At 53.1% G+C, this 24351-nt stretch carries 24 protein-coding genes and 1 pseudogene; 13 read left to right on the plus strand and 12 right to left on the minus strand.

Features of this window, described 5'->3' with window-relative positions; translation table 11 throughout:
• Nucleotides 1–4 precede the first annotated feature (4 nt).
• Nucleotides 5–781 (minus strand): enoyl-ACP reductase FabI, encoded by a 777-nt coding sequence (gene fabI / locus CKL79_RS00765; RefSeq protein WP_121967673.1) that lies wholly within the window; start codon nucleotides 779–781, stop codon nucleotides 5–7.
• 435 nt (nucleotides 782–1216) lie between these two features.
• Here fabI and ntcA point away from each other — a divergent pair, with 435 nt between their 5' ends.
• The 4 genes from ntcA (at nucleotide 1217) to CKL79_RS00790 (ending at nucleotide 5245) form a co-directional block, all read left to right on the plus strand.
• Entirely contained in the window at nucleotides 1217–1888 is a 672-nt protein-coding gene (gene ntcA / locus CKL79_RS00775) for a global nitrogen regulator NtcA (protein ID WP_121967675.1), read from the plus strand.
• A gap of 178 nt (nucleotides 1889–2066) precedes the next feature.
• Nucleotides 2067–3566, plus strand: a complete 1500-nt coding sequence (locus CKL79_RS00780) for a DUF3084 domain-containing protein (protein WP_121967676.1) — start codon at nucleotides 2067–2069, stop codon at nucleotides 3564–3566.
• 456 nt (nucleotides 3567–4022) lie between these two features.
• On the plus strand, nucleotides 4023–4427 hold the full coding sequence (locus CKL79_RS00785; RefSeq protein WP_121967677.1) for a PadR family transcriptional regulator: 405 nt from the start codon (nucleotides 4023–4025) through the stop codon (nucleotides 4425–4427).
• 194 nt (nucleotides 4428–4621) lie between these two features.
• Nucleotides 4622–5245 carry a cofactor assembly of complex C subunit B gene (locus CKL79_RS00790; RefSeq protein ID WP_205878943.1) on the plus strand — a complete coding sequence of 208 codons (624 nt, stop codon included), beginning with the start codon at nucleotides 4622–4624 and terminating at the stop codon, nucleotides 5243–5245.
• Nucleotides 5246–5501: 256 nt separating this feature from the next.
• Here CKL79_RS00790 and CKL79_RS00795 read toward each other — a convergent pair whose 3' ends face one another.
• Entirely contained in the window at nucleotides 5502–5813 is a 312-nt protein-coding gene (locus CKL79_RS00795; RefSeq protein ID WP_121967776.1) for a DUF3155 domain-containing protein, read from the minus strand.
• 299 nt (nucleotides 5814–6112) lie between these two features.
• Between CKL79_RS00795 and CKL79_RS00800 the strand changes: the two genes are divergently transcribed.
• The gene (locus tag CKL79_RS00800) at nucleotides 6113–7702 is read left to right on the plus strand and encodes a GAF domain-containing sensor histidine kinase (protein ID WP_170943911.1); all 1590 of its coding nucleotides are present in this window, start codon (nucleotides 6113–6115) and stop codon (nucleotides 7700–7702) included.
• A 32-nt stretch (nucleotides 7703–7734) separates the two neighbouring features.
• On the opposite strand, the gene CKL79_RS00805 is transcribed toward CKL79_RS00800, so the two are convergent.
• Entirely contained in the window at nucleotides 7735–9450 is a 1716-nt protein-coding gene (locus CKL79_RS00805) for a cation:proton antiporter (protein ID WP_121967679.1), read from the minus strand.
• Nucleotides 9451–9610: 160 nt separating this feature from the next.
• Between CKL79_RS00805 and CKL79_RS00810 the strand changes: the two genes are divergently transcribed.
• Nucleotides 9611–10582: a glutathione S-transferase family protein gene (locus CKL79_RS00810; protein ID WP_121967680.1), complete on the plus strand. Its 972-nt coding sequence runs from the start codon at nucleotides 9611–9613 to the stop codon at nucleotides 10580–10582.
• Between the two features lie 115 nt (nucleotides 10583–10697).
• Here the strand turns inward: CKL79_RS00810 and CKL79_RS00815 are convergent, their stop codons facing one another.
• The 4 genes from CKL79_RS00815 to CKL79_RS24105 all read right to left on the minus strand — a co-directional run bounded on the left by CKL79_RS00815 (nucleotide 10698) and on the right by CKL79_RS24105 (nucleotide 14014).
• A complete protein-coding gene (locus CKL79_RS00815; RefSeq protein ID WP_141242127.1) occupies nucleotides 10698–11219 on the minus strand; it encodes a hypothetical protein in 522 nt (173 codons plus the stop codon).
• A gap of 174 nt (nucleotides 11220–11393) precedes the next feature.
• A complete protein-coding gene (locus tag CKL79_RS00820; RefSeq protein ID WP_121967682.1) occupies nucleotides 11394–12752 on the minus strand; it encodes an 8-oxoguanine deaminase in 1359 nt (452 codons plus the stop codon).
• Nucleotides 12753–12759: 7 nt separating this feature from the next.
• Nucleotides 12760–13827, minus strand: coding sequence for an aromatic ring-hydroxylating dioxygenase subunit alpha (locus tag CKL79_RS00825; RefSeq protein WP_121967683.1), 1068 nt, complete (start codon nucleotides 13825–13827; stop codon nucleotides 12760–12762).
• Nucleotides 13828–13885: 58 nt separating this feature from the next.
• Entirely contained in the window at nucleotides 13886–14014 is a 129-nt protein-coding gene (locus CKL79_RS24105) for a hypothetical protein (protein WP_276298742.1), read from the minus strand.
• Here CKL79_RS24105 and CKL79_RS00830 point away from each other — a divergent pair.
• Together CKL79_RS00830 and CKL79_RS00835 are read left to right on the plus strand one after the other, a co-directional pair.
• Nucleotides 14013–14987 (plus strand): DMT family transporter, encoded by a 975-nt coding sequence (locus CKL79_RS00830; protein WP_121967684.1) that lies wholly within the window; start codon nucleotides 14013–14015, stop codon nucleotides 14985–14987. The genes CKL79_RS24105 and CKL79_RS00830 overlap by 2 nt on opposite strands.
• A 252-nt stretch (nucleotides 14988–15239) precedes the next feature.
• Nucleotides 15240–16304 (plus strand): hypothetical protein, encoded by a 1065-nt coding sequence (locus CKL79_RS00835; protein WP_121967685.1) that lies wholly within the window; start codon nucleotides 15240–15242, stop codon nucleotides 16302–16304.
• Between the two features lie 115 nt (nucleotides 16305–16419).
• Here the strand turns inward: CKL79_RS00835 and CKL79_RS00840 are convergent, their stop codons facing one another.
• The 5 genes and pseudogenes from CKL79_RS00840 to CKL79_RS22820 form a co-directional block, all read right to left on the minus strand.
• Nucleotides 16420–17553, minus strand: a complete 1134-nt coding sequence (locus CKL79_RS00840; protein ID WP_121967777.1) for a class I SAM-dependent methyltransferase — start codon at nucleotides 17551–17553, stop codon at nucleotides 16420–16422.
• Nucleotides 17554–17743: 190 nt separating this feature from the next.
• Entirely contained in the window at nucleotides 17744–18646 is a 903-nt protein-coding gene (locus CKL79_RS00845; protein WP_121967686.1) for an acyl-CoA desaturase, read from the minus strand.
• A gap of 183 nt (nucleotides 18647–18829) precedes the next feature.
• A pseudogene (locus tag CKL79_RS00850) lies at nucleotides 18830–18979 on the minus strand (NADPH-quinone oxidoreductase); the annotation flags it as partial.
• A gap of 94 nt (nucleotides 18980–19073) precedes the next feature.
• The gene (locus CKL79_RS00855; RefSeq protein ID WP_121967687.1) at nucleotides 19074–19703 is read right to left on the minus strand and encodes an FMN-binding negative transcriptional regulator; all 630 of its coding nucleotides are present in this window, start codon (nucleotides 19701–19703) and stop codon (nucleotides 19074–19076) included.
• A 64-nt stretch (nucleotides 19704–19767) separates the two neighbouring features.
• Nucleotides 19768–19956 (minus strand): hypothetical protein, encoded by a 189-nt coding sequence (locus tag CKL79_RS22820; protein WP_141242128.1) that lies wholly within the window; start codon nucleotides 19954–19956, stop codon nucleotides 19768–19770.
• Nucleotides 19957–20111: 155 nt separating this feature from the next.
• Between CKL79_RS22820 and CKL79_RS00860 the strand changes: the two genes are divergently transcribed.
• The 5 genes from CKL79_RS00860 (at nucleotide 20112) to CKL79_RS00885 (ending at nucleotide 24350) form a co-directional block, all read left to right on the plus strand.
• Nucleotides 20112–20390, plus strand: coding sequence for a hypothetical protein (locus CKL79_RS00860; RefSeq protein ID WP_121967688.1), 279 nt, complete (start codon nucleotides 20112–20114; stop codon nucleotides 20388–20390).
• A gap of 430 nt (nucleotides 20391–20820) precedes the next feature.
• Nucleotides 20821–21537, plus strand: a complete 717-nt coding sequence (locus CKL79_RS00870) for a lysophospholipid acyltransferase family protein (protein WP_121967689.1) — start codon at nucleotides 20821–20823, stop codon at nucleotides 21535–21537.
• Between the two features lie 2 nt (nucleotides 21538–21539).
• Nucleotides 21540–22355: an alpha/beta hydrolase gene (locus CKL79_RS00875; protein WP_240518573.1), complete on the plus strand. Its 816-nt coding sequence runs from the start codon at nucleotides 21540–21542 to the stop codon at nucleotides 22353–22355.
• An 80-nt stretch (nucleotides 22356–22435) separates the two neighbouring features.
• The gene (locus CKL79_RS00880) at nucleotides 22436–23143 is read left to right on the plus strand and encodes a TPM domain-containing protein (RefSeq protein WP_121967691.1); all 708 of its coding nucleotides are present in this window, start codon (nucleotides 22436–22438) and stop codon (nucleotides 23141–23143) included.
• Between the two features lie 100 nt (nucleotides 23144–23243).
• Complete coding sequence (locus CKL79_RS00885; RefSeq protein WP_121967692.1) at nucleotides 23244–24350, plus strand: AI-2E family transporter; 1107 nt, start codon at nucleotides 23244–23246, stop codon at nucleotides 24348–24350.
• Nucleotide 24351: the final 1 nt, after the last annotated feature.

Raw genomic sequence — 24351 nt, forward strand, 5'->3', positions numbered from 1 at the left:
CAGATCACATTCCCATAATCGCGTAGCCCGAATCGACATAGATCACCTGACCAGTAATACCGCTAGCCAGCTCACTACACAAGAACGCGGCAGTATTGCCCACTTCCGTTTGGGTTACCGTACGGCGCAGCGGAGCCGTCTCTTCTACATGGTGGATCATATCGAGAATGCCGCCTACGGCTGAAGAGGCCAGCGTGCGAATCGGGCCAGCCGAAATGCCGTTGACACGAATGTTTTGCGGCCCCAGGTCAGCGGCTAAATAGCGCACGTTCATCTCCAGTGCTGCCTTCGCTATCCCCATCACGTTGTAATTGGGTATTACCCGCGCTCCGCCCAGATAAGTGAGCGTGACAATATTGCCGCCGCTGGGCATCAGCGCTTTGGCCCCTTGCGCCAAACGTACTAGAGAGTAGGCACTGACGCTGAGCGCCAAGTCAAAGCCAGCGCGTGAGGTATCGCTAAAGTGACCCGTCAGATCATCACGGTTGGCAAACGCCAGACAGTGAATCAAGATATCAAAGCTGCCCCACTTGTCTTTAATCGTGCTGAACAGCGCGTCTACCTGGTCGTCGTCTTGTACGTTGCAGGGCAAAAACAGACTGGGCTGGAGCGATTCTGTGAGATCACGCACCTTCTTTTCAGCGCGGCCCTTTTCATCAGGCAGATAGGTCACCCCAATCTCTGAGCCCGCTGCGTGCAGCTGTTGAGCAATGCCCCAGGCAATCGAGCGATTGTTGGCAATGCCTGTCACAAGGGCTTTTTTTCCGGTCAGGTCTAGCATGAATCTCTGGGTTAGTACATTTTGACGCGCTCTAGGAGCATACTGAAAAATGGGGCCATCCTGCCGAGCGAGGCCGCTAAAGGCAGTAAGCTGTCGCTGGGCAAAACCGGCGCTGAGCCGACAGGTTGCAGAAAATACCCCGATGCTAATACTTCTGCCTGCAGGTAGGGGGAAACTTTAGTTAAAATAGCGGTCAACCTAGCAAAGCCCCTAAAAATCTTGTCCGCTGACGGTTTCAACTGTACTTTGGTATTAGGTAATACAAAACGCTGTTCTGACCATAGGGTTTAGTAGTACTAGCCTGAATGAGCATCTCATGACATTCAGTACCTGATATGGGCAGTCTGCTTAGATATCAAGATAAATATCTATCTAGATAAACATTCCGCTTTAGACATCAGTGAGCCCATCGCCCCCACCTTTTCGGTTTTCAGTATGGTCGCAACTTCTGCCACACCGCTTTCTAATATGTTCCGCTCGCTTGCTGGCGGCGGCTTTCCACCGGTAGTCGAATCTTACGAACGCAATAAGACTATTTTCTTTCCGGGTGATCCGGCAGAACGGGTTTACTTTTTGACCAAAGGAGCCGTGAAGCTTTCACGGGTGTACGAGGCTGGCGAAGAAATCACCGTTGCCCTGCTGCGAGAAAACAGTGTCTTTGGGGTGCTCTCTCTGATTACGGGCGACCGATCAGACAGGTTTTATCATGCGGTGGCCTTTACGCCAGTAGAGCTGCTGTCACTACAGGGCGACCAGGTGGCTCAGGCGCTAGAAGAACACCCTGAGCTTTCTGCCTTAATGCTGCGCGGTCTGTCGTCACGAATTTTGCAAACAGAGATGATGATCGAGACGCTGGCCCATCGAGATATGGGTTCGCGGCTGGTAAGCTTTTTACTGATCCTCTGCCGCGATTTTGGCGTACCCGGCTCAGCTGGCATCACGGTCGATCTCAAGCTTTCTCATCAGGCGATCGCCGAAGCTATCGGCTCCACTCGGGTAACGGTCACCCGGCTGCTGGGAGACCTGCGCGAAAAAGGCATGATCTCCATTCACAAAAAGAAAATCACGGTTCACGACCCGGTGACGCTCTCGCAGCAGTTTACTTAAGGGAAGGGGCAGTAGACAGGAGACAGAATGCAGTAGGCAGGAGCCAGGAGACGAAAAGTATCTACTGTCTACTGCATTCTGTCTCTCACAAAACTGACAGATTTGCCTGCCGTCTGGCTATCTTCTTTACCTCAGCCCCCATCTCAGTGCAGTACCCTGATACTTGTATTGCACGGCTATGGCAAGGCGTTCGCGGCAGCACATGACCACTGGATTTGTACTACTCTTTGCGGTTGCCTGTTTGGGGGGTGTGATTGCGACTGTTGGCGATCGCATTGGCATGAAGGTGGGCAAGTCTCGGCTTAGCCTGTTTAACCTGAGACCCCGGCAGACGGCAACGGTCGTGAGTGTCGCAACGGGTATGGTGGCGTCTTTTTCGACGCTGTTGCTGCTGATTGCGCTAGATGATCAGCTGCGCAAAGGGCTGTTTCAGCTCGACGATATTCAGGCAGAGCTAGCCGATGCCCAGTCTGACTTAGAATCGACCCAGGCTGAAAAAGATGAGGTTGAAAGCACTCTGCAAGCATCGACTGAGCTGCAGGCAGAAGCCCAATCACGACTGCTCGAAACCAATGAGTCTTTGCAGACGGCGATCGCCCGTGAAAAAGAAACCCTCAGCCGGTTGCTCGATACCCAGTCTCAGCTCGACAGCGTCTCAGAGCAGGCAGACAGTCTCCGTGATGAAATTGGCGACCTGCGCTCAGAGCGAGAGGCGCTGATTGCTGAGCAAGCCAAAGTGCGGGCCCAAATTGCCGAGCGCGACCAGCAGATTGCCCAGCGGAATCAGCAGCTCTCTCAACGCAACCAGCAGCTTTCTCAGCGCGATCAGGAACTGCAGCGCCGTAACGCTGAACTGAGCGATCGCGACGCCCAAATCGCCCAGCGTGACCAGGATATCGCCGAGCGCGAAAGCCGTCTGGAAGTCTTGCAAACCCAGCAAGCCTTTCTCTCCGAAGAAATCGCCCGCCTCGAAAACGAATTTCAAGGATTGCGATTGGGTAATGTCGCCATTGGCCGTAACGAAACCCTGTCTTTTACCATCGCCCGCCCCGACTCAGAAACCGCTGCCCGCACAGCCGTCGAAGATGCCCTAGCTCAGGCCAATCGGTTTGTCGCCCGGACTATCTTGCCAGGCATAGAAGAAGAAGACATCGACAGCTTTGCCATTCGTTTTGATCCCGACACCGTTCAGCGAATTGTGGCGTCAATCGCCGATCAGCAAAACTATGTGATCAGAGTATCCTCAGCAGCCAACTACGTCGTTGGTGAGCCCTGCGTTAACGAAGCCCTCACCCAAAACGGTGACCCCTGTTTGCTCGTTAATGTAGAAGCTGCCATTAACGAAATTCTCTTTCAGCCGGGCGAAGTGTTAGCGGCTGTGCGTATAGAAAGCGACGACGTTAGCAACGAAACGCTGATCGAGCGCTTTACCCTGCTGCGAGCCACCGCAGAATTTCAGGCGCGCAGAAATGGCATTATCCGCTACCAGCCCATTATTGCCAGCGGGCTCTCAGATCCGATCCTAGAGTTTTTGGGTCAGGTGCAGCGGTACGGTGAGCCGCTTGAAATTCAGGCTTTTGCCAGTCAGCCAATCTATACAACTGGCCCGGTTTACCTGGAGTTAGCTGCCGTACAAAACAACCAGGTACTCTTCCGCACCCGAGCGGATGCTCAGTAGGCGAGTGTAAACAATGCTAACCGGGCTATGCAAAACAATCTGCAGCCAATCTCCATCTCAACAATTAGCAACTATTAGACATCATTAGAAACAAAGCTTTAACTATTGTAAGAAAGTGCCTTTGGTCTACTGATCTGGCCTGATAGGGCGGGTGCTGGCCTGGCTGCAAAGCATTGACACTCTGGCAAAACTGACAAAACTTTTCAGATAGTTACCAGATTTAAAAAAGATGAGTGGATCTATTATTTAGTGGCTAGAATGAATCAGCCGTTCTGACTCACGGGGTTGTCAATGAAATGGTCAATTAAGATTGCCTATCGGGCAACCCGCTATCGACTCTCAAAGCACGAGCAGTTCTGATTTGCATCGGTTTGATTTGCATTCGCGATATTCAGCAAGTCGGTGGCTCCATCGCTAATCGCTGTTCCCTTACCCAAACGCTATCGGAGCTTCCTCATGAAGTTTGAAGATATCTATCAATTCTTTGAAGATCCGCCGCCGGTCTATCTCAATAAAGAGCTAGCCGTTTGCTATGTACTCTCAGTGCTGACTCGCCACGATTCCTACGGCACAGAGCTAATTCATGCGATTGAGCAAGACTACCCTAACTACCGGCTCTCAGATACCGTTCTCTATAGCGCCCTCAAGTTTTTAGAAAACCAGGCGGCGATTATGGGCTACTGGAAAAAGGTAGAAGGTAGGGGCCGCCCGCGCCGTATGTATTGCCTTAGGCCCGACTGGCAAATGAAGGCACGCGAACTCGCCGCGCTGTGGCAGCGCTATATGGTAGGTCAGCAAAGCCGACCGCTGCATGCTTCGTCAGTGCCGATGGCCGCTGAAATCAAATATGCCGGTTCGTAGGGCTAACCCAGCGTTAGCAGGGGGCTATTGGTCAACCGATTTAAAGCGCAGGCAGGACTGATAGACTGTTTATCGGGAGACCGTTTGCGATGGGCTGTCTAAACGGTAGATAGTCTGAGGGTGCTGTAGTAAAGCTGCTGCATCCAATCGCTGGCATCTGGTTTTCCTCTCAGCACATTCATCCCCTCAAAAAATTGTTTTTTGCAGACCCCTCTCGGGCTTCTACGCTGCTGTTGACCAGCCTTATGGTGATTGGGCTTGGCTTTTTTATTCGCGCCTCTACCAAAGATCGCGTTGAGGTCATGCAGTTTGGATCGCAGCAGTCGCCTGAGGCTCTACAGCAGGCCGTTATCAAATACTTTCGGCTCAGAGCCTACCAGCCTATGGCTGAATCGGCAGATGCCAGCATCTCGGGTGAGACCGCTAAAGATCTGACTGCTACAGACCCGGCTACCTCGAACCCAACTACTTTAGTCGGCATGGTTAGCCCAAGCATTTTTATGGCTATCTTTTTATCGCTCTTAGCGGCTGTAGGCTTTGCCTGTCTATCGCTGATTGCGGCGACCTTGTTTCCGAGTTGGGGCGGGCGACTGATTGGGCTGGTGGCAGCTTCTCCCTTAGCGGGTGTGTTCTACTGGCGCAAGTCTAGTCGCCCTGAGGTAGTGACCCTGAAGGTAGAGCCAGAGGCTAGCCAGGGCTGTCTTTCTAAGCTGACGGTGAAGGGACATAGAGATGAGATTGCTGAGCTGCAGAGTGCCTTTACCCGACCCGAATTAAACGCATGGGCAGGGCTAAAAAAATGGGAAGGTGCCGAGTAGCTCAGCCCTTCCCATTTAGATGAATTTCTAAGCATCGCGTTACCTGGATGCATTCGGGTAATGCGAATCACTTGACCTGTTGTTATGCAAAGGTTTTGCCTGTGTTGCTGCATTCAAGCCAAGTGACCAACGCTATAGAACCAACGCTATAGAACCAACGCTATAGAACCAACGCTATAGAACCAACGCTATAGAACCAACGCTACAGATCCTAGCTCACCCTTGCTAACGCTTTCTTTTCAAAGCGGCTGGCAGCTTAGCTAGAAACTGCGAGTTCCTCTTCTTCTTCACTCATCAGAAGGCGGAGGCTAGGAAAGAGAAAGTGATTCTCTTCCACATACTGCGCGCCAAATAAGCCCTTTTCGGCCCAGAAGTAGCGATCAGTGGTATGCTCATTGCGCTTGACGAGCAGCAGTGCGGGCGGGCAAATGCCTTGAGCGTGAATGTAGTTGCGAGCAGCGGTGACGGGCTTTTCTTCCCCGCTCTCAATGCTGAACTGAGGAACTGCCTCTAGAATGCGACGTCCTTCTAAACGTCGTCGGCTCTTGCGCTTACGTCTTCGTGCCAAATTTCTTACCTCCTGTACCTGTTGGCCAGATGTAGCGATAGCTACAAAAAAGCCTAGACCTTGCAAAATATAGCAGGTATAACTTAAAATTTCAAGTTGGTTTAAAATCTTTGATAAGGTCGATAGAATCGCCTGCATACGAGCTATCGGACGGATTTTCAGCACTTTTGCGGTACTTTTCTCTCTGTGGTGGCATCCAAAAAGTTAAAACCTCTTAACAAACTTAATACTACGGTCACACTATCGGCGTGTTGATTGAACCGAATCCGCCTTAATTTTTTTCTTTTTTGTTCCCTCTTTTGCGACAAAGGCTGCGCATGACGGCGATCGCTAGTCCCGAATTTGTTTCACTCTGCCGGACTCAGCTACGGCTGCTCACTCAGCAAATGGCAGAGTCTTCAGCGGCTCTGTACATTGCTGATGTGGCAGATATGGCGGAGCAGGCGACCCAGCGGAATCAGTCCAATTTTGTCCCGGTGGCCAGCTATCCGGAGCCGGTCGATAGCTGGGTTGCTAACTTTACGCGGGCGACCCCTTGGGCTAATAGCAGCTACAGCGGCCCGTTGGCTCTACCTGCTGCCGCAGAGGCTCCTGCGGCCAGCGACCAATCAGCCACAGAGACTGAACGGGAGACCCATCCTGAGACTGATCCGTCCGCCGACAGTGCTGAAACTCACGGTGCTGAAACTCACGGTGCTGAAACTTCTAGAGCGACGCCAAACGGGTTTTGCTGGCCAGACATCTTGCATCCAGAGCAGCAGATGGTGGTGCCGCTGGTGTATACCGAAGTGGTCGTCGGTCTGCTGGTGACGGTGCGCCCAGATCGCGCCTGGCTAAATGAAGAGCGTCGCCACATTGAAATGGTGGCCGAATCGTTAGCAGCAGGCTGTGTGCTAGAGCGGCATAATCATTGGCTACAGCATCAGCTATCGAAGAAGCGTAGCCTTCAAAGTCGTCAGTCAGAGATTTTTCATAATTTGCTGCATCAGTTTCGTAATCCGCTGACAGCGGTGAGCACCTTTGGCCAGCTGTTAGTGCGGCGGCTAGCGACCGAAGATCCCAATCAGGTTGTAGCTACTGGCATTGTCCGCGAAAGCAAGCGGTTGCGAGAGCTAGTCAGCCATTTTGACCAGGCGGTGGCTATTGGCGATGCAGATTTAACGGTGGAAGGCGCGATGTCTGCGCTTTTGCCAGCGGCGCAGCGACTGTTGGCACCTGGACGGTTAGTGCCTTCCGGCGCAGGGCAGGGCGAAGAAGGGCAGGAGAGCAGGAGACAGGCGGCAGGCGGCGAGATTGACGCTCAGCGGGCCGAGCAGACGGCGGCTGATCAGGTGATAGGTGGTGCTGGGCTAGGTCAGCCGCTGACGATGTCTGCTCAGTATCTGCCTGACATTGTGGAGCCTATTTTGGCGGTAGCTAATATTGTCGCTACCGAAAAGGGCGTTGACTTGCAGGCTCAGGTGGCAGCAGATACGCCGCCTGTGTGGGGAGAAGAGGAGGCGCTAGGAGAGGTGGTGAGCAACCTCGTAGATAATGCCATTAAGTATTCACCAGCGGGGGCTCAGGTCTGGGTACAAACAGGGGTAAGCCGGGTCGGTGAGAGAGGCCACTATCAGGGCATTGTGGTAGGCGACACAGGGCTGGGAATTCCGGCTAGTGACCAGGCGCATCTATTTGAACGGTATTATCGCGGCGTGCAGGCGCATAGTGATCTTCCGGGAACGGGGCTAGGGCTGGCGATCGCCCAGTCGCTAGTACAGGAGATGCAGGGCTTGATTGAGGTGATTAGCCCGGCTGTTGGCACGCCCTGGATGCCTAGAGACCGGCAGGAAAATCTTGGATTGGGGACGGTTTTTATTGTCTGGCTGCTGGAAGTAGATAGGCGGTAGACAGATGAGATGGAATGGCAATTGAGAGGTGATTATCCGCGCAGACTGCGATAGTGATTGGCACGAATTTTGGCCATCGTGATATCTAGGTGGTCATCGGTATCGCCGAGAGTGTTTAACAGGTGAGCGCTTAAGGCTAGGGCCGCTTCAAATTCTGGCTGGACAACTTCTTGGGCCCCGAGCTGACTGAGCAGATCGAGTTCTTGGGTGGTGTGGGCGCGGGCGATGATGTCTAACTGGGGGGCGATCGCCCGCGCCCGCTGAAGCAATAGCCGGGTACTGATCGGGTCGGGCAGGGCAATCACTAGCGCCTTGGCTGCCGGTAGGGCCGCTTTGGCTAAGATCAGCTCTGAATCGGCGTCTCCTAGCACGTATGGAATTTTCTCGCGCCGCAGTGACTGAGCGGCTGCTTCGCTATTTTCGAGCACTAAGACGGGGTAGCCACGCGATCGCAGCAAGTTCACAATCACCCTTCCCACCCGACCAAAGCCCGCTATCACCACATGATTATCCATGTCTTCATGGCCGCCCTGCCGCTGGGGAGACTCTCGCCGCCGCAAAATCGCCGCTAGCCTGGGCTGCTGATATAGCCACGCTGCCAAAGGATCTGCCAGCTCAAAAGACAGCGGCGTCAGCACCAGCGTGATCGCAGTGGTACCCAGCAGGAGTAGATAGGTATCTTGAGAAATCAGATCATTCTCTAAACCCACAACGGCCAGCACAAACGAAAATTCACCAATTTGATTAATACCGCAGCTCGTCAAGACGGCCGTTTTCAGCGAATAGCCAAACCACAGCACAATCGGCAGCACAATCAGCGCCTTCCCCACCATCACCAAACTCACCAGCCCTAGAATGCGATCAAAGTTGTCAATCAGCACTCGTGGGTCAATCAGCATACCAATAGAGACAAAAAACAGGCTGGCAAAGGTATCGCGCAGCGGCAGCACTTTTGCTAGCGCATGGTCGGCATAATCGATTTCGGAGATCATCAGCCCAGCCACAAAGGCCCCAATTTCAATCGACAGGCCCAGCCTCGCTGTCACCAGCGCTACGCCCAAACACAGCGAGATCAGCGTCAGCAAAAACAGCTCACTGCTCTCAGTCAGCGCGACTTGACGAATAATCACCGGAATCAGCCAGCGCCCAATTGCCAATGCCGCCAGCAAAAAGCCAATTACTTTTAGCAGGGCTAGCCCGATTACTTGCCAGAGCGGACCGGGCTGACCGATAGCAGGCAGTATGGCCAGCATCAGCCCCAGCGCCAGATCCTGCGCGATCAGTATGGCCAGCATAATCTGGCCGTGACGGGTATTAATTTCGCCGCGTTCGGTGAGCATTTTGAGCACAACTGCTGTAGAAGAAAGAGACAGCAATGCCCCCCAGAAAACGCCCTGAGAAAGGCTATCTACCCAGCCAAAAGAGAAGGCGATCGCTGTCACCAGCCCTATCGTCAGGCCAATTTGCAACAGGCTGCCCTGCAAGGCTATGTTGCGCACCCGGTTGAGTTCTTCTAAAGAAAATTGCACGCCCAGCGCAAACAACAAAAAAGCGACGCCGAGTTCTGCTAGCGCTTGAATATTGCCGGTATCTGTAATCAGCCTTAGCCCCAGCGGGCCAATTACCAAACCACTGGTCAGATAGCCGAGCAGCACCGGCTGCCGCAGCCGACTCACCGCATAGCCACCGATGGCAGCAGCCCCCAAAGCCAGCATTAGTTCAAACGTAAACCCTGACTCTGAAGCCATATTGGTAGCATCCCTTGCGCGCTATCCCTACCAAACTAGCGGATAGACAGCGCTAGAGCTAGTGCTCTACCACTCAAACGTCCTGCCTACAGACAGAGGATTTTCAACCGGCTTTGAAGTCTGATCTAAGATGAAAAATATGAATTCGAGCGATTAACCGATGGGCTTACTGATCGATGGCGTCTGGCGTGACCAGTGGTACGACACCGAAGACAATAAAGGACACTTTAAGCGCGAGACCTCTAGCTTTCGCAATTGGATAACCGCCGATGGCAGCGCTGGCCCAGGAGAAAAGGACGGCTTTAAGGCAGAGCCGGGCCGCTATCATCTATATGTCTCTTACGCTTGTCCTTGGGCACACCGGGCGCTGATCTTCAGAGCGCTGAAGGGATTAGACGAGATGATTGATATCTCGGTTGTCAACTGGTTTATGGGTGAAAACGGCTGGAGCTTTGAGCCAGGGCCAGGAGTTGTTTCTGACCCGATTAATCATGTTGATTTTTTGCGTGAAATCTATACCAAAGTAGATCCGAGCTACACGGGCCGGGTGACTGTGCCGGTGCTGTGGGATAAAGCAACGCATACGGTTGTCAACAACGAATCATCCGAGATTATCCGCATGTTCAACAGTGCTTTTGATCGGGTGGGTGCAGCGCCCGGAGACTACTACCCTGAGGGGCTGCGTGACCGGATCGATGAGATTAACGATCGCGTTTATCACACGGTTAATAACGGCGTTTACAAGGCGGGGTTTGCCACTACTCAGGCAGCTTACGAAGAAGCAGTTGTGCCTTTGTTTGAGAGCTTAGACTGGATTGAAGAGATTTTGGCAGATAACCGTTATTTGGCGGGCGATCGCGTTACCGAAGCCGACTGGCGCTTATTTACGACTCTCATCCGCTTCGACCCAGTCTACAACGGCCATTTCAAGTGCAATATTCGCCGCATTGTTGACTACCCCAATCTGTGGGGCTACACCCGCGAACTCTATCAAATTCCCAAAGTGGCCGATACCGTTCACTTTGACCACATCAAAGGCCACTACTACCAAAGCCACGACATGGTGAACCCGACTCGGATCGTGCCAGTTGGCCCCCAGATAGACTTTAACCAGCCACACGGTCGCGGCTAGCGCTTTGCAATTGACTTTTGAGGCGATCAGAGAGGCCAAGAAGCCCTAGTCAAGAAAACTGAAACGGTGCTGGAAACGGTGCTGGACTTAGGGCTTGCCAGATAGAAAGATCGAACTATTCGCAGCTGGTACCGCCGCCGTTCACACAAAAAGCAAACGCTAGGAAGCGGCTCCGGTCTTGAGCCGTTGCCTCAAGGATATTCTCCAGCTTGAAGAAAGTAGCGGCTACTTGCGACTGCTCTGCACTGGGCTTTTGCAAAAACCAGTCGCTGCTTGTCACAGTGGCAAAAGAAACGGCCTGACTGCGAGCGTGCTCCATGACCAACCAGGAGACCGTCTCTTTCTCCGACGCGGACAAGTCTTCGTACCAGAGTTGATAGACCTGCAAGACCTGGCCTGTTTCATCTGATTCGCTGATATCTTCGCCATCGCCCAGGTTGAGGCCCAGGGTATTGCTCAAGCTATTGACGGTGTGAGCTGTGCCGTTAATCGTACGGTCGAGGTAGTTGACGGTGCTATTGACACGGTTGATCGTATTTAGGAAATCCCCAAAAGGATTTGCCGAAGCAGACATCTGAGTGGCTAGCACAACACAAGTTGCCGAAATTAAACCTGTGAGCCCTTTATTTAATCTCATATCGTCGAAAAAGTTATGTTGACTGATTTTTGTCATGAGATGTTCACCCTAAGGGCATCAGAGTACAGTCTGCTCTTAGGGGGATGCAATAGGCTGCAACCCAGCTTCTTGCAAATCACATTTAAGGGCCAACAGGGGTGCGTTCTCATGAAGTTTGGGAGAAGCACTCAGAATTTATCCGACTATGGCTGCAGCTTGCTGGTTGCAGTTCTCGATGAGCGGCTCCAGCTCTATCGTCATTAGATGGCCCTGGTCGATTACTTTTTTTCCATGAATAAAGCTGTAGTCTACTGACGGTGGCTGACAAAATATCAGCGCGGCGACTACGTCGTGATGACTGCCAACCAGCGCAGGCGTGTCGATATTAAACGCAATAAAATCTGCTGACATGCCGGGTGCCAGATAGCCGATGTCGTCTCGACCTAGTACTCTGGCTCCCCCCCGAGTTGCCACCTCTAACGCTTCACGGGCTGTCATCGCTGCTGCATCGCAGTCTCTCACCCGAGCCACTAAAAAAGCCGTGCGAGTCTCTTGCAGCAGATTAGAGGCGTCGTTAGAAGCCGCACCATCTACGCCGATGCCGACCGGGACACCTTGCGTGAGCATTTTGCGAATAGGGGCAATGCCACTGGCCAGCCGCAGATTGCTACAGGGGCAGTGGGCCACACCAGTGCCGGTTTTAGCGAATTTTTGAATGGCGCGATCGCTGAGCTGTACGCAGTGGGCGTGCCAGACATCTTCACCCAGCCAACCAACCGATTCGGCGTAGTCGCCTGGCCGTAGACCAAACTTTTCCAGGCTATAGTCAACGTCGCTTTTGTTCTCTGCTAAATGGGTATGGAGCCGCACGCCCGAATAGGAGCGAGCCATTGCTGCTGACTCTCGCATCAGGTCGGGAGAGACGGTAAAAGGTGAGCAGGGCGCGAGGACGATGCGGGTCATGGCGTGGCGATCGCTGTCATGATATTGCTCAATCAATCGCAGCGAGTCTTTGAGAATATCCGGCTCTTTTTCTACCAGCGCATCCGGCGGCAACCCGCCTTGACTTTCCCCCATGCTCATACTGCCCCGGCTAGCGTGGAACCGCAGGCCAATGTCTTGCACAGCGCGAATTTCATCGTCGAGAGTACAGTCGTTAGGAAAGAGATAGAGATGATCGCTAGCGGTGGTGCAGCCAGACAGCATGAGCTCGGCAGCGGCCATTTGAGCGCTCGCGTATATGCCCTCGCTGGTCAGGTTGCTCCAGATCGGGTAGAGCGCTTTTAGCCAGTTAAAGAGATCGCAGTTTTGAGCAGCGGGTACAGCGCGGGTAAGCGTCTGGAAAAAGTGATGATGGGTGTTGACCAAACCGGGTAAAACAACATGCCGCCCCTGTAAGTCTAAAATCTCATCGGCGGTCGCTGGCAAGGCATCGGTTGTCCCCACCTGCTCGATAACATGATCTCGAACAAAGAGTGCCCCGTTACCTATCTCTCTGCGTTCGTCATCCATGGTTATTAGCGTATGGATGTTTTTGACTAAAAGGGTACTCATGGAATGCTCATGCTGTATACAGTTTGCTCAGGCCCAGCTCGGCTAACCCTTTGCGATAGGTGATAGAGGTTTGGTCTGCCTGAATATGAGTTTCTGCTCGCAGATCCAGTGGGAGATCTTCCGGGTATTGGGCTTCTACTATCTCTTTGTCTTCATTAAAAATCTGATAGTTAAATTCGTAGACAGGTTCTAGTGGTTGGTCTTTGTCAAAGTTGCGACAGAGGGGAGAGAAGACGCGGGTTTTGCGAGCAGAGATAGGAGAGGCGGCATTGAGAATGCACAAACGACCTTCGTTGGGAAAACTGACTCTGAGTAACGCACTGAAAGGCAAAAAGACTTCAAACACGCGCAGCCATTCAAAATCATCCGGGGCGCGGTGCTGTAGCGCCTTGGGAAAGTTGCTGACAGTGCTGAGATAGTTTGCCCGCAGACCGCGCGGGGTAGGTTCAACGTCGTAGCGGGGGACGATGGGGTTGCTGCGATCGCCAAACGACTCGGCATGAATCCAGGCAAAATGAGCCACATCTAAAAAGCCTTCCATTTGCCGGCCCGCAGCGGCCTCTAGGCTAATGCTATCGGGCACAATCTGCTGATAGTCGGCGTCTGTCCATTCGGGGAAAAAGGGCAGAGCATCTTCGTCATCAGCGCTGCCTGCTAGCGTTGTCCAGACCAAACCGTAGGCTTCTTTAACCGGATAGGTTTTTAGACAGAGCTTGCTAGGAATACTGGCCTGCGGATTGGCCGGAATCAGGCTGCACTGGCCGGTGGCATCGTAGTGAAAGCCGTGGTATTTGCAGATGATCTGGTCGTCTTTGAGATGGCCCATGCTCAGCGGCACGCCCCGGTGCAGGCAGATGTCGTTAGCAACGGAGACACCAGCGGCGGTGCGCCAGATGACGAGTCGCTGATCGAGCAGGGTAGCGGCAACGGGCTGGTCTTTGACCTCGTGGCTAAAGGCAACCGGGTACCAGAAGGGCGCGATCGCAGTCCAGTCAGTCGGAGAAAAGGTGCAGCCTTTGGGGTACACCGCGCTACCATTTTGATTTTTTCTATCTTGTGCGATCGCTGCTGACATGCATTACATCTCCATTAAAAAAACAATCATCCCAAAAGCGAGCTAACCGTTTGCCTGCTCAGGCAAACGTCATTTCATCGTGGCCGACCGGCTGCGCTTTGGCTGTTTCCTCTGTAACGCTTTTCTTAATTGCCTTTACCCAGACCGTTAGAATACGAGATAGCTGTGGCCGTAATGCCGCAGCCATGCAAAAATTATCTCCCAACATGACCTCAGATTCATCGCGATCGCCCACAGCTTCTGCAGAGCCACCTTCAGTACCCGATCAGTCTCTATTGCTAGGTGCCGGGCTGATTACGGTCGGCTTCTTAGCCAATACCATTCAAGGCGCACTGGGGAAAGTCGCGCAGGCGACCATTGGCCCGGGGCAGTTTTTGTGGCTGCTGCTGCTGCTGGCTTTGGGCGTATTGCTGCCGGTAGAAATCTGGCGGCGAGGTCGCGATTTGCAGGCGGGGCTCAATGCTCAGGTGCTGCCTTACTATTTGCTGCGAGCGGTGTTTGGGCTGAGCGGCTTTTATCTGTTTATCTGGGCGGCAGGGCTGGGCAGCCTCGTCAGTGCAAATGTGCTGCTGAATACAACGCCAATATTTATCCCAGTCATTGGCGTGATTGCCCTGAACAAGCAAATTTCGCTGAAGCTATGGGGAGCGATCGCCGTCGGATTTATTGGGCTACTGCTGGTGGTTCAGCCCAATGCTGACTTGCTGCGCAACCCGGCTAATTTGATTGGCCTCGGAGCCGGGCTCTCAGCCGCCGTCGAATTTCTCACCGTGCGCCGGATTAACCAAACTCAGTCGCCGCTAAGCCAGACGCTGTACTACTTGCTAATCGGCTCAGCTCTGATGGCACCCGTAGCGCTCTGGCAGTGGCAGCCGATTGATCGAGCGACTCTAGGCTATGTCGTCGCAGCGGCAGCGGCTTTTCTCACCTTTCAACTGCTGCTAGTGAAAGCCTATCGCTACGCTGAGCCCCATCAGATTGGCGTATTTCAGTACAGCAGCGTGATTTTTTCAGCCGTGATCGGCTGGCTGTTTTTTGATGAGATACCGAACGGTGTTTCGCTGATTGGTATGGTATTGATCACGCTCGGGGGCGCGCTGGCGATTTATCTGGAGCAAAAACCTCAGGCCGACTTTACCGAAGAACCGACAGGAACTTAAGCCCCCAGAGGCTTTGAGTGACACAGCATCGCAAGAAAAAACAACGCTTGCTTGAGACATAGAAGATTGGGCAGGGTCAGCAGGCGGAACTGTTTCGGGCAATTGACGAGTACGGTGCGATCTGCGCCGATGACCCCCGGCAGGGACTGGGCATAGAGCCGCGCCACAAAGCGACTAGCCTACAAAAGCAGGCTACAGAGGTAAACTACAGAGGCTCAGCTGATCAAAACCCTTCAATCGGGTTTGCTACCTATGATGCCTTTTGACGCGGCGGCTACGCAAAAGCGGGTGGATAATTTTTGGCAGCTGCCTGCTAGCTTTGGCATGGAGCGCAACGCCTATCACAATTATCTCAATGAGCTGGTCAGCGATCGCTATGCCCTGATCCACGGCTTACAGATCTTGCGAGACGAGCTGCAGTTTGCGGCCGCTAGCCCGACAGCGGTCAAGGCCTGTGGCGCAGATCTGAGTTTGCCCAGCGTGGTCACGACCCTGGGCTATACGAACTGCGGTGATCGCATCCACCAGGGCGAAGCGACCAAACGCTACCGAGACGTAGTCGCCTCTCGTTTTGCCACGCTTTCAGAAATTGGCGAACTCAAGCTAGAAGCTTTTTTCCCAGCCGGTGGCGGCACCGACAATGGGGCAACGCTGGCCCATGTCACCGTTGCCCACGAGCTAGACGAGCATCTCAAGCATCAACTCTATGCTGGCAACCCGCAGTCAATTTCCCTAGTTGCCATCGATCTCAAAACTCACGTAGGACGACTACGCGAAGGCGGCAAGCATGTGATCTACGGCAAAACTCGTGAATCGCCGTGGCGCGAACCCCGAGCGGCCTGCGGTGCGATCGTCGGGGCGCTGACTGACTACCATCCCCAAAACTTAATTCACCGCCGCATTCGCGATGACCTGGGAGAAAAAAACTTTCGCTACCTTTCAACTAACCATATTCTCACCGATGAAGGCGTAGACATCACTATGGCCGTCGCTGCCGTGATTGTAGCGATTCGCGGCATTCGCCATACGGCTCTGGCGCTCTCGCAGGAGATGGACGAGCGCGGACTGGGCCACCTGACTGCCAGCACCACAGTCAATCGACCCTCCCGCGACGATCTGGTGATTTATCTAGCACGCGCTACTGTATTTAATGGCAAAGTCCGTATCCAGAGCTTAGGCACTGGCGCAGAGCACTATGGCGGCAGGCTAGGAGAATACGCGGGAGAAAAGCGGTTGCAGCTCCGTTATGGCCACTGGGATAATGAGAACTTGCCGGTTGAAGAAATCGCCTACAAGGTTCGAGACTCAGGACTGTGAGCATTCAGCTGTAGTAACAGCAAGATACAGTAACAGCAAGATGACTTTGTTCTTGGTGGTCAAGCGATCGCATAGCCATCTTGCTGGCGCTAGTAGTGTGTTCTTCTAATACAGCTTAAGCGCGAGTTAGAAGGTACTGCCCATTCCCGTTATATTCACCGTCGCAGGTGGCAAAGATAGTGCCTAACAACAATAAGTAAAATCGCCATATACGTCGGAATTTAGCATAGTCCATGCCGTAGTCAAGGGTCTTGACAGTCTCTTGAGAAGCGTCAAATCGCTCTAGCCAGGCGGTCAGCGTTTTGTGATAGTTCATGCCGTTCATGTACCACCGATCTACTGTTTTCAGGTCGCGGTTATGGCTCGGCACTGCGTCGTGGTTCCAATAGCGACCGTGCGGAAAAATATATTTGTGCGTAAAGCCAGACGACATGTTGTTGGGAATGCGCACAGTGATGATGTGAATAAAGACCTTGCCATCATCCTTTAAAAGAGAGGCCAGCTTCTGAAAGGCGTTGGTTAAGTTGCCAACATGACAAAAAACACCAATTGAGAGAATTTTATCGAACTTTTCGGTAAACTGAGCCTCGTTCAGATCGCCCTCGTGCAGGGTAAATCGCTCTGAGCTGAGATAGCTTTCTGGATCTTGCATTTTGCGGCGCATATATTCGCACTGCTGATGGCTCAGATTGAGCCCGGTAAACCGCACGTTAGGGAACTTAGACATAATGTAGTTGGGCACGCAGCCCCAGCCACAGCCAAAATCCAAAATATTATCACCATCGACAATGCCCAACCGCTCAATCACCTGATCGATCATGTGCATTTGAGATTCTCTCAGGTCGGTTGCACCGCGCTCCCAAAATCCGGTGCTGTACTTAGGATAAATGACGGGCCAATCGCCTAACATCTGGTTGAGCAGCACTTGAGGCCGGTCGTACTGCACATCCATTAGCTCACGCGAAGATTCAGCGAGCTGATCAGACTCTTCGAGCACCCATTCATAGGGAGCCAACAAACCGGGAAAATGCTGGAACAATACCGGCATAATCGTATGCAAGGCTGCCCGAAAAGCCGCGTCTGGTATCTCTAATCCGTTCACATAGGCTTCGGCTAAGGCCATTTGAGCTACGTTGAGCGTTTCGGCCATGAGCCGCGTTGCGCCATAGGCACCTGAACTTTTTAGGGACATATCTCCGATGCCGGGGAGATATCGGGAGAGGTTTGGGGATTGGGTTGTAGAAGTCATTTCGGTTTTTCTCAGCTCACGCCCGCTAAACCATATTCCGGTTGAAAACCAGAAGTTTTTCATAGAAAAACTACGCAGTTCTGAAGGTAGGCCAGGTTTATAGGCCAAGCAAAGAGATCTCCTTGCTATCAACTGTAATCTTTGAGATGACTCAGTGTAGCAAGTGTTTTAGTGGGTGATGGTTAAGAATTTACCGAGTGTTAAGGGCGGCTGACAGGTTTGTATGGGGTGAGCCTTGAGGTCGGGCGCGGCTCAGGAGTTCTGGTTCGGTGGGCATTCTCAGCTTTGAGGCCAGCTTGAGCGACTCCAGCATTTTTATGAAGATAAATGTGGGATCGACCAGGTAAACGACCCGGTTGTTACGAATAGTAATACCGTGCCGACTCGAAGACTGAAAAGCATGATGGAGATTATGCCAACCTTCGCCCAGAGTGAGAAAAGCAACGAGTCCACTGTTGCGGCTGTGGTCATCGGTGATAAATGGCTGCTCGCCGAAGAGATGAGCCAGGGAATTGACAGTTTGGACGCCGTGAAAAAGCAAAGTAGTGCTCAGGAAAAAAGCGCCGAGGTATTCTAAACCGCCCATCGCGTATGACAAGGCTCCAAGCGCGATGGTGGGCACGAAGTGCAGGCGGTCAATGATTTGGAGAACGCGATCGCTCTCTACATCGGCAGGCAGCTTCTCTGGGAAAAACTGAGGCGCTAGCAGCCACCCGCCCTGCGACCAGTAAAACCCCTTCCAACCCTGAAACGGCGTATAGGGAGAATGCGGATCGAGGGGTTGCTCTACGTGGAGATGATGGGCCATGTGATGCGCTTTCCACCAGCTTGGCCCCATTTGCCCGGCTGATGCGCCAATGATGCAGCCGATCCATAGCAGGGGGGTAGGTGCCTGGTAGCTCTTGTGAGTGAGCAGTCGGTGATAGATGGCAGTGGTACCTAGCATCCGAATCAGGTACAGAAACACAATCCAGCTGATAGCACCTACCGAGAGGCCGGTGATGAAAACGAGGAGTGAACCTAAGTGGCTAGCGATGATCAGCGCTGGCCCCATTAAGTAAAAAATAATCGTGATTAGAGAATATTGCTTCATATATGAAAACTTTCTTTCCTACGGGGGATGATAAGTGGGCGAGAAATAGCCTGCCTGAGCGCTGCAAATAGCGGCTCAGGGCCATAGCCAGTCCCCTGTTAGTTTAATCCAAACAGACGGGCGCTGCCGCCTGCTGATCAAAAAAGCGGGCAGGCGTTCCTATGGGCAAATTGCTCACCTCACCTAGCGGTCAACCGATCCCATGATGATGTCGATGCTGCCGAGAATGACGATATCGGCAAATTTTATGCCTTTTAGTAGGTGGGGCAAAATCTGCAAATTATTGAAGTCAGCGGCGCGAGTTTTCTAGCGCTAGGGCCAGCGCCAGGGAAAGAAAAGATATGATCTTCGCCTGAAGGGGTGACCTATGCCATATGCCGCCAGTAGCGATCGCTCCCATTGTATCGAGTGATAGGGAGAGCGATCGCTACTCTTCATTTATCTCACGCTGCTTCATTTCTTCTCCAATTGCCCGAGCAGCCAAGTCAGGGCTATGAAGCAATTGATCTGAAACCGTTTGCTGATCGGTCTGATTACGATTTTGACTGAGCTTAAATTGGCCTTCTAAGCGAGTGACGGTCATCTCAAACCCGACTATGCCGCTCATCATGCCTGCCCGGTAGCTATCAGACAAGCTATGCCACTGTGACTGATAATCGGCCTCGTAGGTATCTACCATGTCGTCAATCATTTGATCCATACGCTCGGGCGAATCATCTGATGTGATGATTTTAGGGATGCCATAGGCATGAACAGCAATATAGTTCCAGGTGGGGACATTTTCGCGCTTTTCGTACAGGGTAGGAGAGATGTAGGCGTGTGCTCCAGTGAAGATAGCCAATGACTCAGCTGCTGAAAATGCCTGCCACTGAAGGTTTTGCTTAGCCAGATGGCCGGTCAGTTTGACGATGTCTCCTTGTTTTGTCACCACGAGGGGAATGTGTGAAGCGCAGGGCAACCCTTTCACCGTCGAGACTAAGGTGGCAAAACTGTTGGCTCTCATAAAAGCAATCAGCTTATCTGTGTCGTCTTCTCGAAAAGCGGCGGGCCTATACATGGATTCTATAGCCTGTTTGCTGTCACACCTTTTGAAAAGTGTAAAACAGCTTCAAAGAAAATATTCACGTCTGAGCGGACTTTGGCAATTTTCGTTTCTGCGCGTCTTGCCGAGGTCTCAGCAGCGTATCAATCTTTAGCTTGACGCTAGGGGAAAATACGCTTATCTTCAGATCCAGGGTGTCGATGCTGATCGCGCCTGTTCCACCAGAACTCGATTCTCTTAGCGCCATCGGCGGGTGTAAGCGCACCACACCGACGGCTCACCGCACAGGATTAACACGCAATCCCAGACGGCTAGGGTCACTTTAACCCTTAGCCACCCTGATTTGCACGTCATCTCTGCGGGTGGCTGAGCGTTATTGAGTTCTGGTTTCCTACCAAACCCGTTTGCGGAGACCAGACTCACATGTTTACCCTTTCTACTCAGGGCGCTGCGGCGTCCACTGTGCCTGCTGCTGAGCCGATTGCTGAAATGGGGCGATCTCCCATTCCCCCAGCCGGACTAAAACCCGAACCAGGGCAGGTTCGCCATCTGCTGTTTGGTACCCCAAGCATTGTGCAATCGACGATTCAGCACTTGTACAGCCTTGGCTACGCGGAGCCCAACGACTGGAGCCGCCCCCTATCTACCGGCAGACCCGGCGAAGTCATGGCCATTTTGACCAAGCGAATAGGCCCTGCGTAAGTGCTTCGCCCCCAATTGACTGACAAAAGTTGGGTCTAGCAGACATTTAACGGCGATCACCCCGAAGTCAAGGCTGGTAGAGGGTCACGAGGGGCGGTAAAACCAACCTGTTGTATCAATTCCGAGCTAAAGGCACCGCTCGTCTCCGATGCACCACCACCAGCCGAGTCGGGCAATATTCTCCCAAAACAACGAGGTGTCTCAACTGAGATCAAGACTTTCTTCTTCCCAGGACGCTAACGCTGCCTGGATTAGGGGTTTGTATAGGCGGTGGTTGGCTGCTCTCTCAGTAATGTAGGAAGATGGCTTTGTGTAGCCTTGCTTTAGAGCACTTTTGGAGGATGTGACTGCTGCTCCAAACCCTCTATAACTATAGACAGAGTATTAAGTATGGGCGGTGATTAGCCGTCTTTTTCATTTGCAAAGCACTATGCCGTTGACCAGTCCCCTTGAAGTTTCTCGCTGGATGTTGTTTTCCCTGGGCATTCAGATTAGAGTGCAGGGCGCAGAGAAACTGCCGCGATCGCCCTTTTTGATGATCGCTAACCATCGCAGCTTTCTCGATGCGCCACTGCTGATGGTGGCAGCAGCTAAGCCCGTTCACTTTGCCTGCCATCACTACATGGCTCAGGTACCCGTGATGCGCAATGTGGTCAATGCGCTCGGCTGCTTTCCGCTCGATCTGCCCAATCAGCGAGGCCGCACCTTTTTTAAACAGGCGACTGGTTTTTTGCGATCGCAAGAGTCGATTGGCGTCTTTCCAGAAGGCACCGGCCCGATGATTGAAATTCCAGCGGCTAGTCAAGTCGGCCCCTTTCAGCGGGGCTTTGCGCACCTGGCTTTGCGGGCACCGGTCGAAGATTTGCAAGTCGTACCGGTAGCGGTGGTGGCGCTAGAAGAAGATCAGCAAAATACCGTGCCGTTTAAGTTGCTAAGCTGGTTTGACCCGAGCGAACCGCTGTTTCAGCAGTCGGGCCTGCACCCGGCAGTGATTTACCGGCGCGTGCAAGTCGTGATTGGCGAGCCGATTGCGACCGATGCCCTGCGAGCCGACTATCGGGGCAAACAGGCCAGCCAGACGGCGGCTGAACTCAGTGAAATTTGCCATGAAAAAGTTCAAACCCTGCTGCAAGCAGGCTGCTATTAGTCGTGGTCAGCAACACCTCCTATCCCTCTACCAATCTCTCGGGTATGAAGAGCCTGGTACGGTTTCTGACGCCGAGACCCGTTCAGCCCAAAAAGCCGCTGTTTATCTTCTTGCCCGGCATGGATGGTACCGGGACGCTGCTGCGTACTCAAATCGACCGCCTGGTGCCCTGGTTTGATCTGCGCTGCGTCGAGATTTCGCCCAAAGACCTGTCTGAATGGCAGCCGCTGGCCCGCCAGGTGAGCCATTTGATCGCTCAAGAAGTGGGCGAACATCGCCGCCCTGTCTATCTCTGTGGCGAGTCGTTTGGCGGCTGCTTGGCCATGCAGGTGCTGACCGAGTCGCCCCATCTGTTTGACCGGCTGATTTTAGTCAACCCGGCCTCATCGTTTCGGCGGTTGCCCTGGATGCATCTGGGCTCATTGATTACCCGGCAGTTGCCTAGCCTGGCATATCGCTATAGCGCCTATGGGTTTGTGCCTTTTTTGATTGAGCCATTTCGGGTTAATCGGCGCGATCGCGAAGCGCTAGAAACCGCCATGAAGTCTGTCCCTGTTAAAACCGCTGCCTGGCGGATGGCGATGCTCAGTCGCTTTGAGGTAGAGCGCCTACCCTTAGAGCGAATGGCTCAACCGGTTTTGCTGATCGCCGGGGGCAATGATCGGCTGCTGCCCTCTACGCGAGAGGCCAAAAGTCTGCAAGATCGCTTTCCCGACGCGCAGCTGACAGTTTTGCCAGATAGCGGCCATGCCTGCCTGCTCGAAACCAGTACCAACCTGCAAAAAATACTGCGCCAGTACCAGTTTTTGGAGCCCTAGTGAGCGGCTTTCCGGTTTGCGCTGCGGCACCCTCCGATATCCCCTATTATTTAAACCAAGTTCTTATTCTCTCTAAGCCCATGTCAAATCCTTTTGGCTGGTTTCGTCAGCTGCTGGCTGTACTGGCGATCGCCCTGCTCTCTATCCAGTTGTGGGCGGCCCCAGCGCTGGCTACCGGCCTTTACAGCATGCCGCAAACCGCCAGCAGCGACACCTGGATAGTTGACGATGCGTCTCAGGTCTCGCGGCTCAATGAAGGCAAAATCACAGAAGCCTTGCGTCAGCTCGCGCAAGAGACGGGCAATGAAGTCCGCTTTGTCACCATTCACCGGCTAGACTACGGCGAAACCGCCCAATCATTTGCTGACCAGCTCCTAGAAAAATGGTTTCCTACACCCGCAGATCAGGCTAACCAAACCCTGATTGTGCTAGACGATTTGACCAATACCATCGGCATCAGCGTCGGCGACGAAACCGCTAATCTGCTACCGGCTGAAACGGCTCAAAGCGTCATCGACGAAACTATGAAAGTACCGCTGCTGCGCGGCAATCAGTACAATCAATCGTTTTTAGATGCGACTGACCGTCTGGTGGCAGTGATTTCGGGTGAGCCTGACCCCGGCCCGCCAACGTACGACAATACGGTTGATACCGATAGAAACTTTGCCACCGCAGAAGAAACCGAAGAGGCTCGCGGCTCCTCGACTATCCTGGTAGTAGTCCTGCTGATTGCAGCTACTGCCATTCCGATGCTGACTTACTACTGGTATGTGTCGGCGGGCGGCTAATCCTTTAGTTTGTTCGCTAGGCTAGAGGTATGGGGCTAGGTTAGAAAAAATTTTACAAAAGCCCTATTGATGAAAAAAGCCCACTGAACAACGAACGCTGATGGATTGGTTTAATCGACTGCCGCGCTGGATAACATGGGGACTGGCGCTGCCTATTTTGGCGCTAAATGGCTGGGTGGCGCTGCAGATTTTTGCCTATTTTCGCTCGCAGTTGACGATTTTTTTGACGGCGACGCTGCTATCTTTTCTTTTAAATTATCCGGTGCAGTGGCTGTCGCGCTTTCGGCTGCGGCGATCGCTGGCCATTCTGCTAGTGCTCTTAGGATCGATTTCGGTACTGGGCGTGATGGGCGTGCTGCTGGTACCGCCGCTAGTCGCGCAGATCAATGACCTGACCGGGCGCTTGCCCTCCTGGCTAGATTCGGGCATGGCTCAGATGAATGCTTTGCAGACCTGGGCAGTTGAGCTGAACCTGCCGATAGATCTGGCGAGCCTGGCCACTCAGCTGCAGACCAAGCTGACGACGCAGCTGCAGAGCGTGAGCGCCAGCGTTTTGGGGCTGCTGCCCGATGCGATTGGGAGCGTGGTGGACCTGGGCCTGACGGTAGTGCTGACTTTTTACTTGCTGCTACATGGCGAGCGCCTGTGGGACGGCATCTTTCAATGGCTCCCTCAGGAATGGAACACGCATGCCAGACCGCTAGTCCGGAAAAACTTTCAAAATTATTTTCTGGGGCAAATTACCGTAGCGCTGCTGATGGGCACGGCGATGACCCTGGCTTTTTTGCTGATTCGGGTGCCTTTTGGGCTGCTGTTTGGGATTGCGGTGGGCGTCATGGCGATTTTCCCCTTTGGCCCCGCTTTGAGCATCACCATCATTAGCTTTTTGACGGCGCTGAAGAGTATTTGGTTGGGGGTGCGGGTAGTTACTGTGGCAGCAGTGATTGATCAGGTAGTAGAAAATGCGATCGCCCCGCAGCTAATTGGCGGCTTTGTCGGCTTGAATCCGGTATGGATTTTGGTATCTCTGCTGCTGGGGACTAAAATTGCCGGGTTCTTAGGGCTGATAGTCGCGGTGCCCGTCGCTAGCTCAGTTAAAAGCATTTTTGAAGATCTGAGAGTTCCGCCCTCGCCGCCGGAGGCTGAACCTGAAAGTGAATCCGAAGCCGAGAGTGTTCCAGACAGTACAACGTTGGCCTCTGTCTGAA

The organism is Leptolyngbya sp. BC1307 (genome assembly GCF_002286735.1).
Classification (GTDB): domain Bacteria; phylum Cyanobacteriota; class Cyanobacteriia; order Phormidesmidales; family Phormidesmidaceae; genus Phormidesmis.

Coding starts and splice junctions, on each gene's coding strand:
- CKL79_RS00820 (WP_121967682.1), bottom strand. CDS start 12,752: ATGAGTACCCTTTTAGTCAAAAACATCCATACGCTAATAACCATGGAT.
- CKL79_RS00880 (WP_121967691.1), top strand. CDS start 22,436: ATGTCAAATCCTTTTGGCTGGTTTCGTCAGCTGCTGGCTGTACTGGCG.
- ntcA (WP_121967675.1), top strand. CDS start 1,217: ATGGTCGCAACTTCTGCCACACCGCTTTCTAATATGTTCCGCTCGCTT.
- CKL79_RS00815 (WP_141242127.1), bottom strand. CDS start 11,219: ATGAGATTAAATAAAGGGCTCACAGGTTTAATTTCGGCAACTTGTGTT.
- CKL79_RS24105 (WP_276298742.1), bottom strand. CDS start 14,014: ATGGCTGCGGCATTACGGCCACAGCTATCTCGTATTCTAACGGTCTGG.
- CKL79_RS00835 (WP_121967685.1), top strand. CDS start 15,240: ATGATGCCTTTTGACGCGGCGGCTACGCAAAAGCGGGTGGATAATTTT.
- CKL79_RS00845 (WP_121967686.1), bottom strand. CDS start 18,646: ATGAAGCAATATTCTCTAATCACGATTATTTTTTACTTAATGGGGCCA.
- CKL79_RS00780 (WP_121967676.1), top strand. CDS start 2,067: ATGGCAAGGCGTTCGCGGCAGCACATGACCACTGGATTTGTACTACTC.
- CKL79_RS00840 (WP_121967777.1), bottom strand. CDS start 17,553: ATGACTTCTACAACCCAATCCCCAAACCTCTCCCGATATCTCCCCGGC.
- CKL79_RS00885 (WP_121967692.1), top strand. CDS start 23,244: ATGGATTGGTTTAATCGACTGCCGCGCTGGATAACATGGGGACTGGCG.
- CKL79_RS00810 (WP_121967680.1), top strand. CDS start 9,611: ATGGGCTTACTGATCGATGGCGTCTGGCGTGACCAGTGGTACGACACC.
- CKL79_RS00870 (WP_121967689.1), top strand. CDS start 20,821: ATGCCGTTGACCAGTCCCCTTGAAGTTTCTCGCTGGATGTTGTTTTCC.
- CKL79_RS00805 (WP_121967679.1), bottom strand. CDS start 9,450: ATGGCTTCAGAGTCAGGGTTTACGTTTGAACTAATGCTGGCTTTGGGG.
- CKL79_RS00860 (WP_121967688.1), top strand. CDS start 20,112: ATGTTTACCCTTTCTACTCAGGGCGCTGCGGCGTCCACTGTGCCTGCT.
- CKL79_RS00785 (WP_121967677.1), top strand. CDS start 4,023: ATGAAGTTTGAAGATATCTATCAATTCTTTGAAGATCCGCCGCCGGTC.
- CKL79_RS00855 (WP_121967687.1), bottom strand. CDS start 19,703: ATGTATAGGCCCGCCGCTTTTCGAGAAGACGACACAGATAAGCTGATT.
- fabI (WP_121967673.1), bottom strand. CDS start 781: ATGCTAGACCTGACCGGAAAAAAAGCCCTTGTGACAGGCATTGCCAAC.
- CKL79_RS00825 (WP_121967683.1), bottom strand. CDS start 13,827: ATGTCAGCAGCGATCGCACAAGATAGAAAAAATCAAAATGGTAGCGCG.
- CKL79_RS00830 (WP_121967684.1), top strand. CDS start 14,013: ATGCAAAAATTATCTCCCAACATGACCTCAGATTCATCGCGATCGCCC.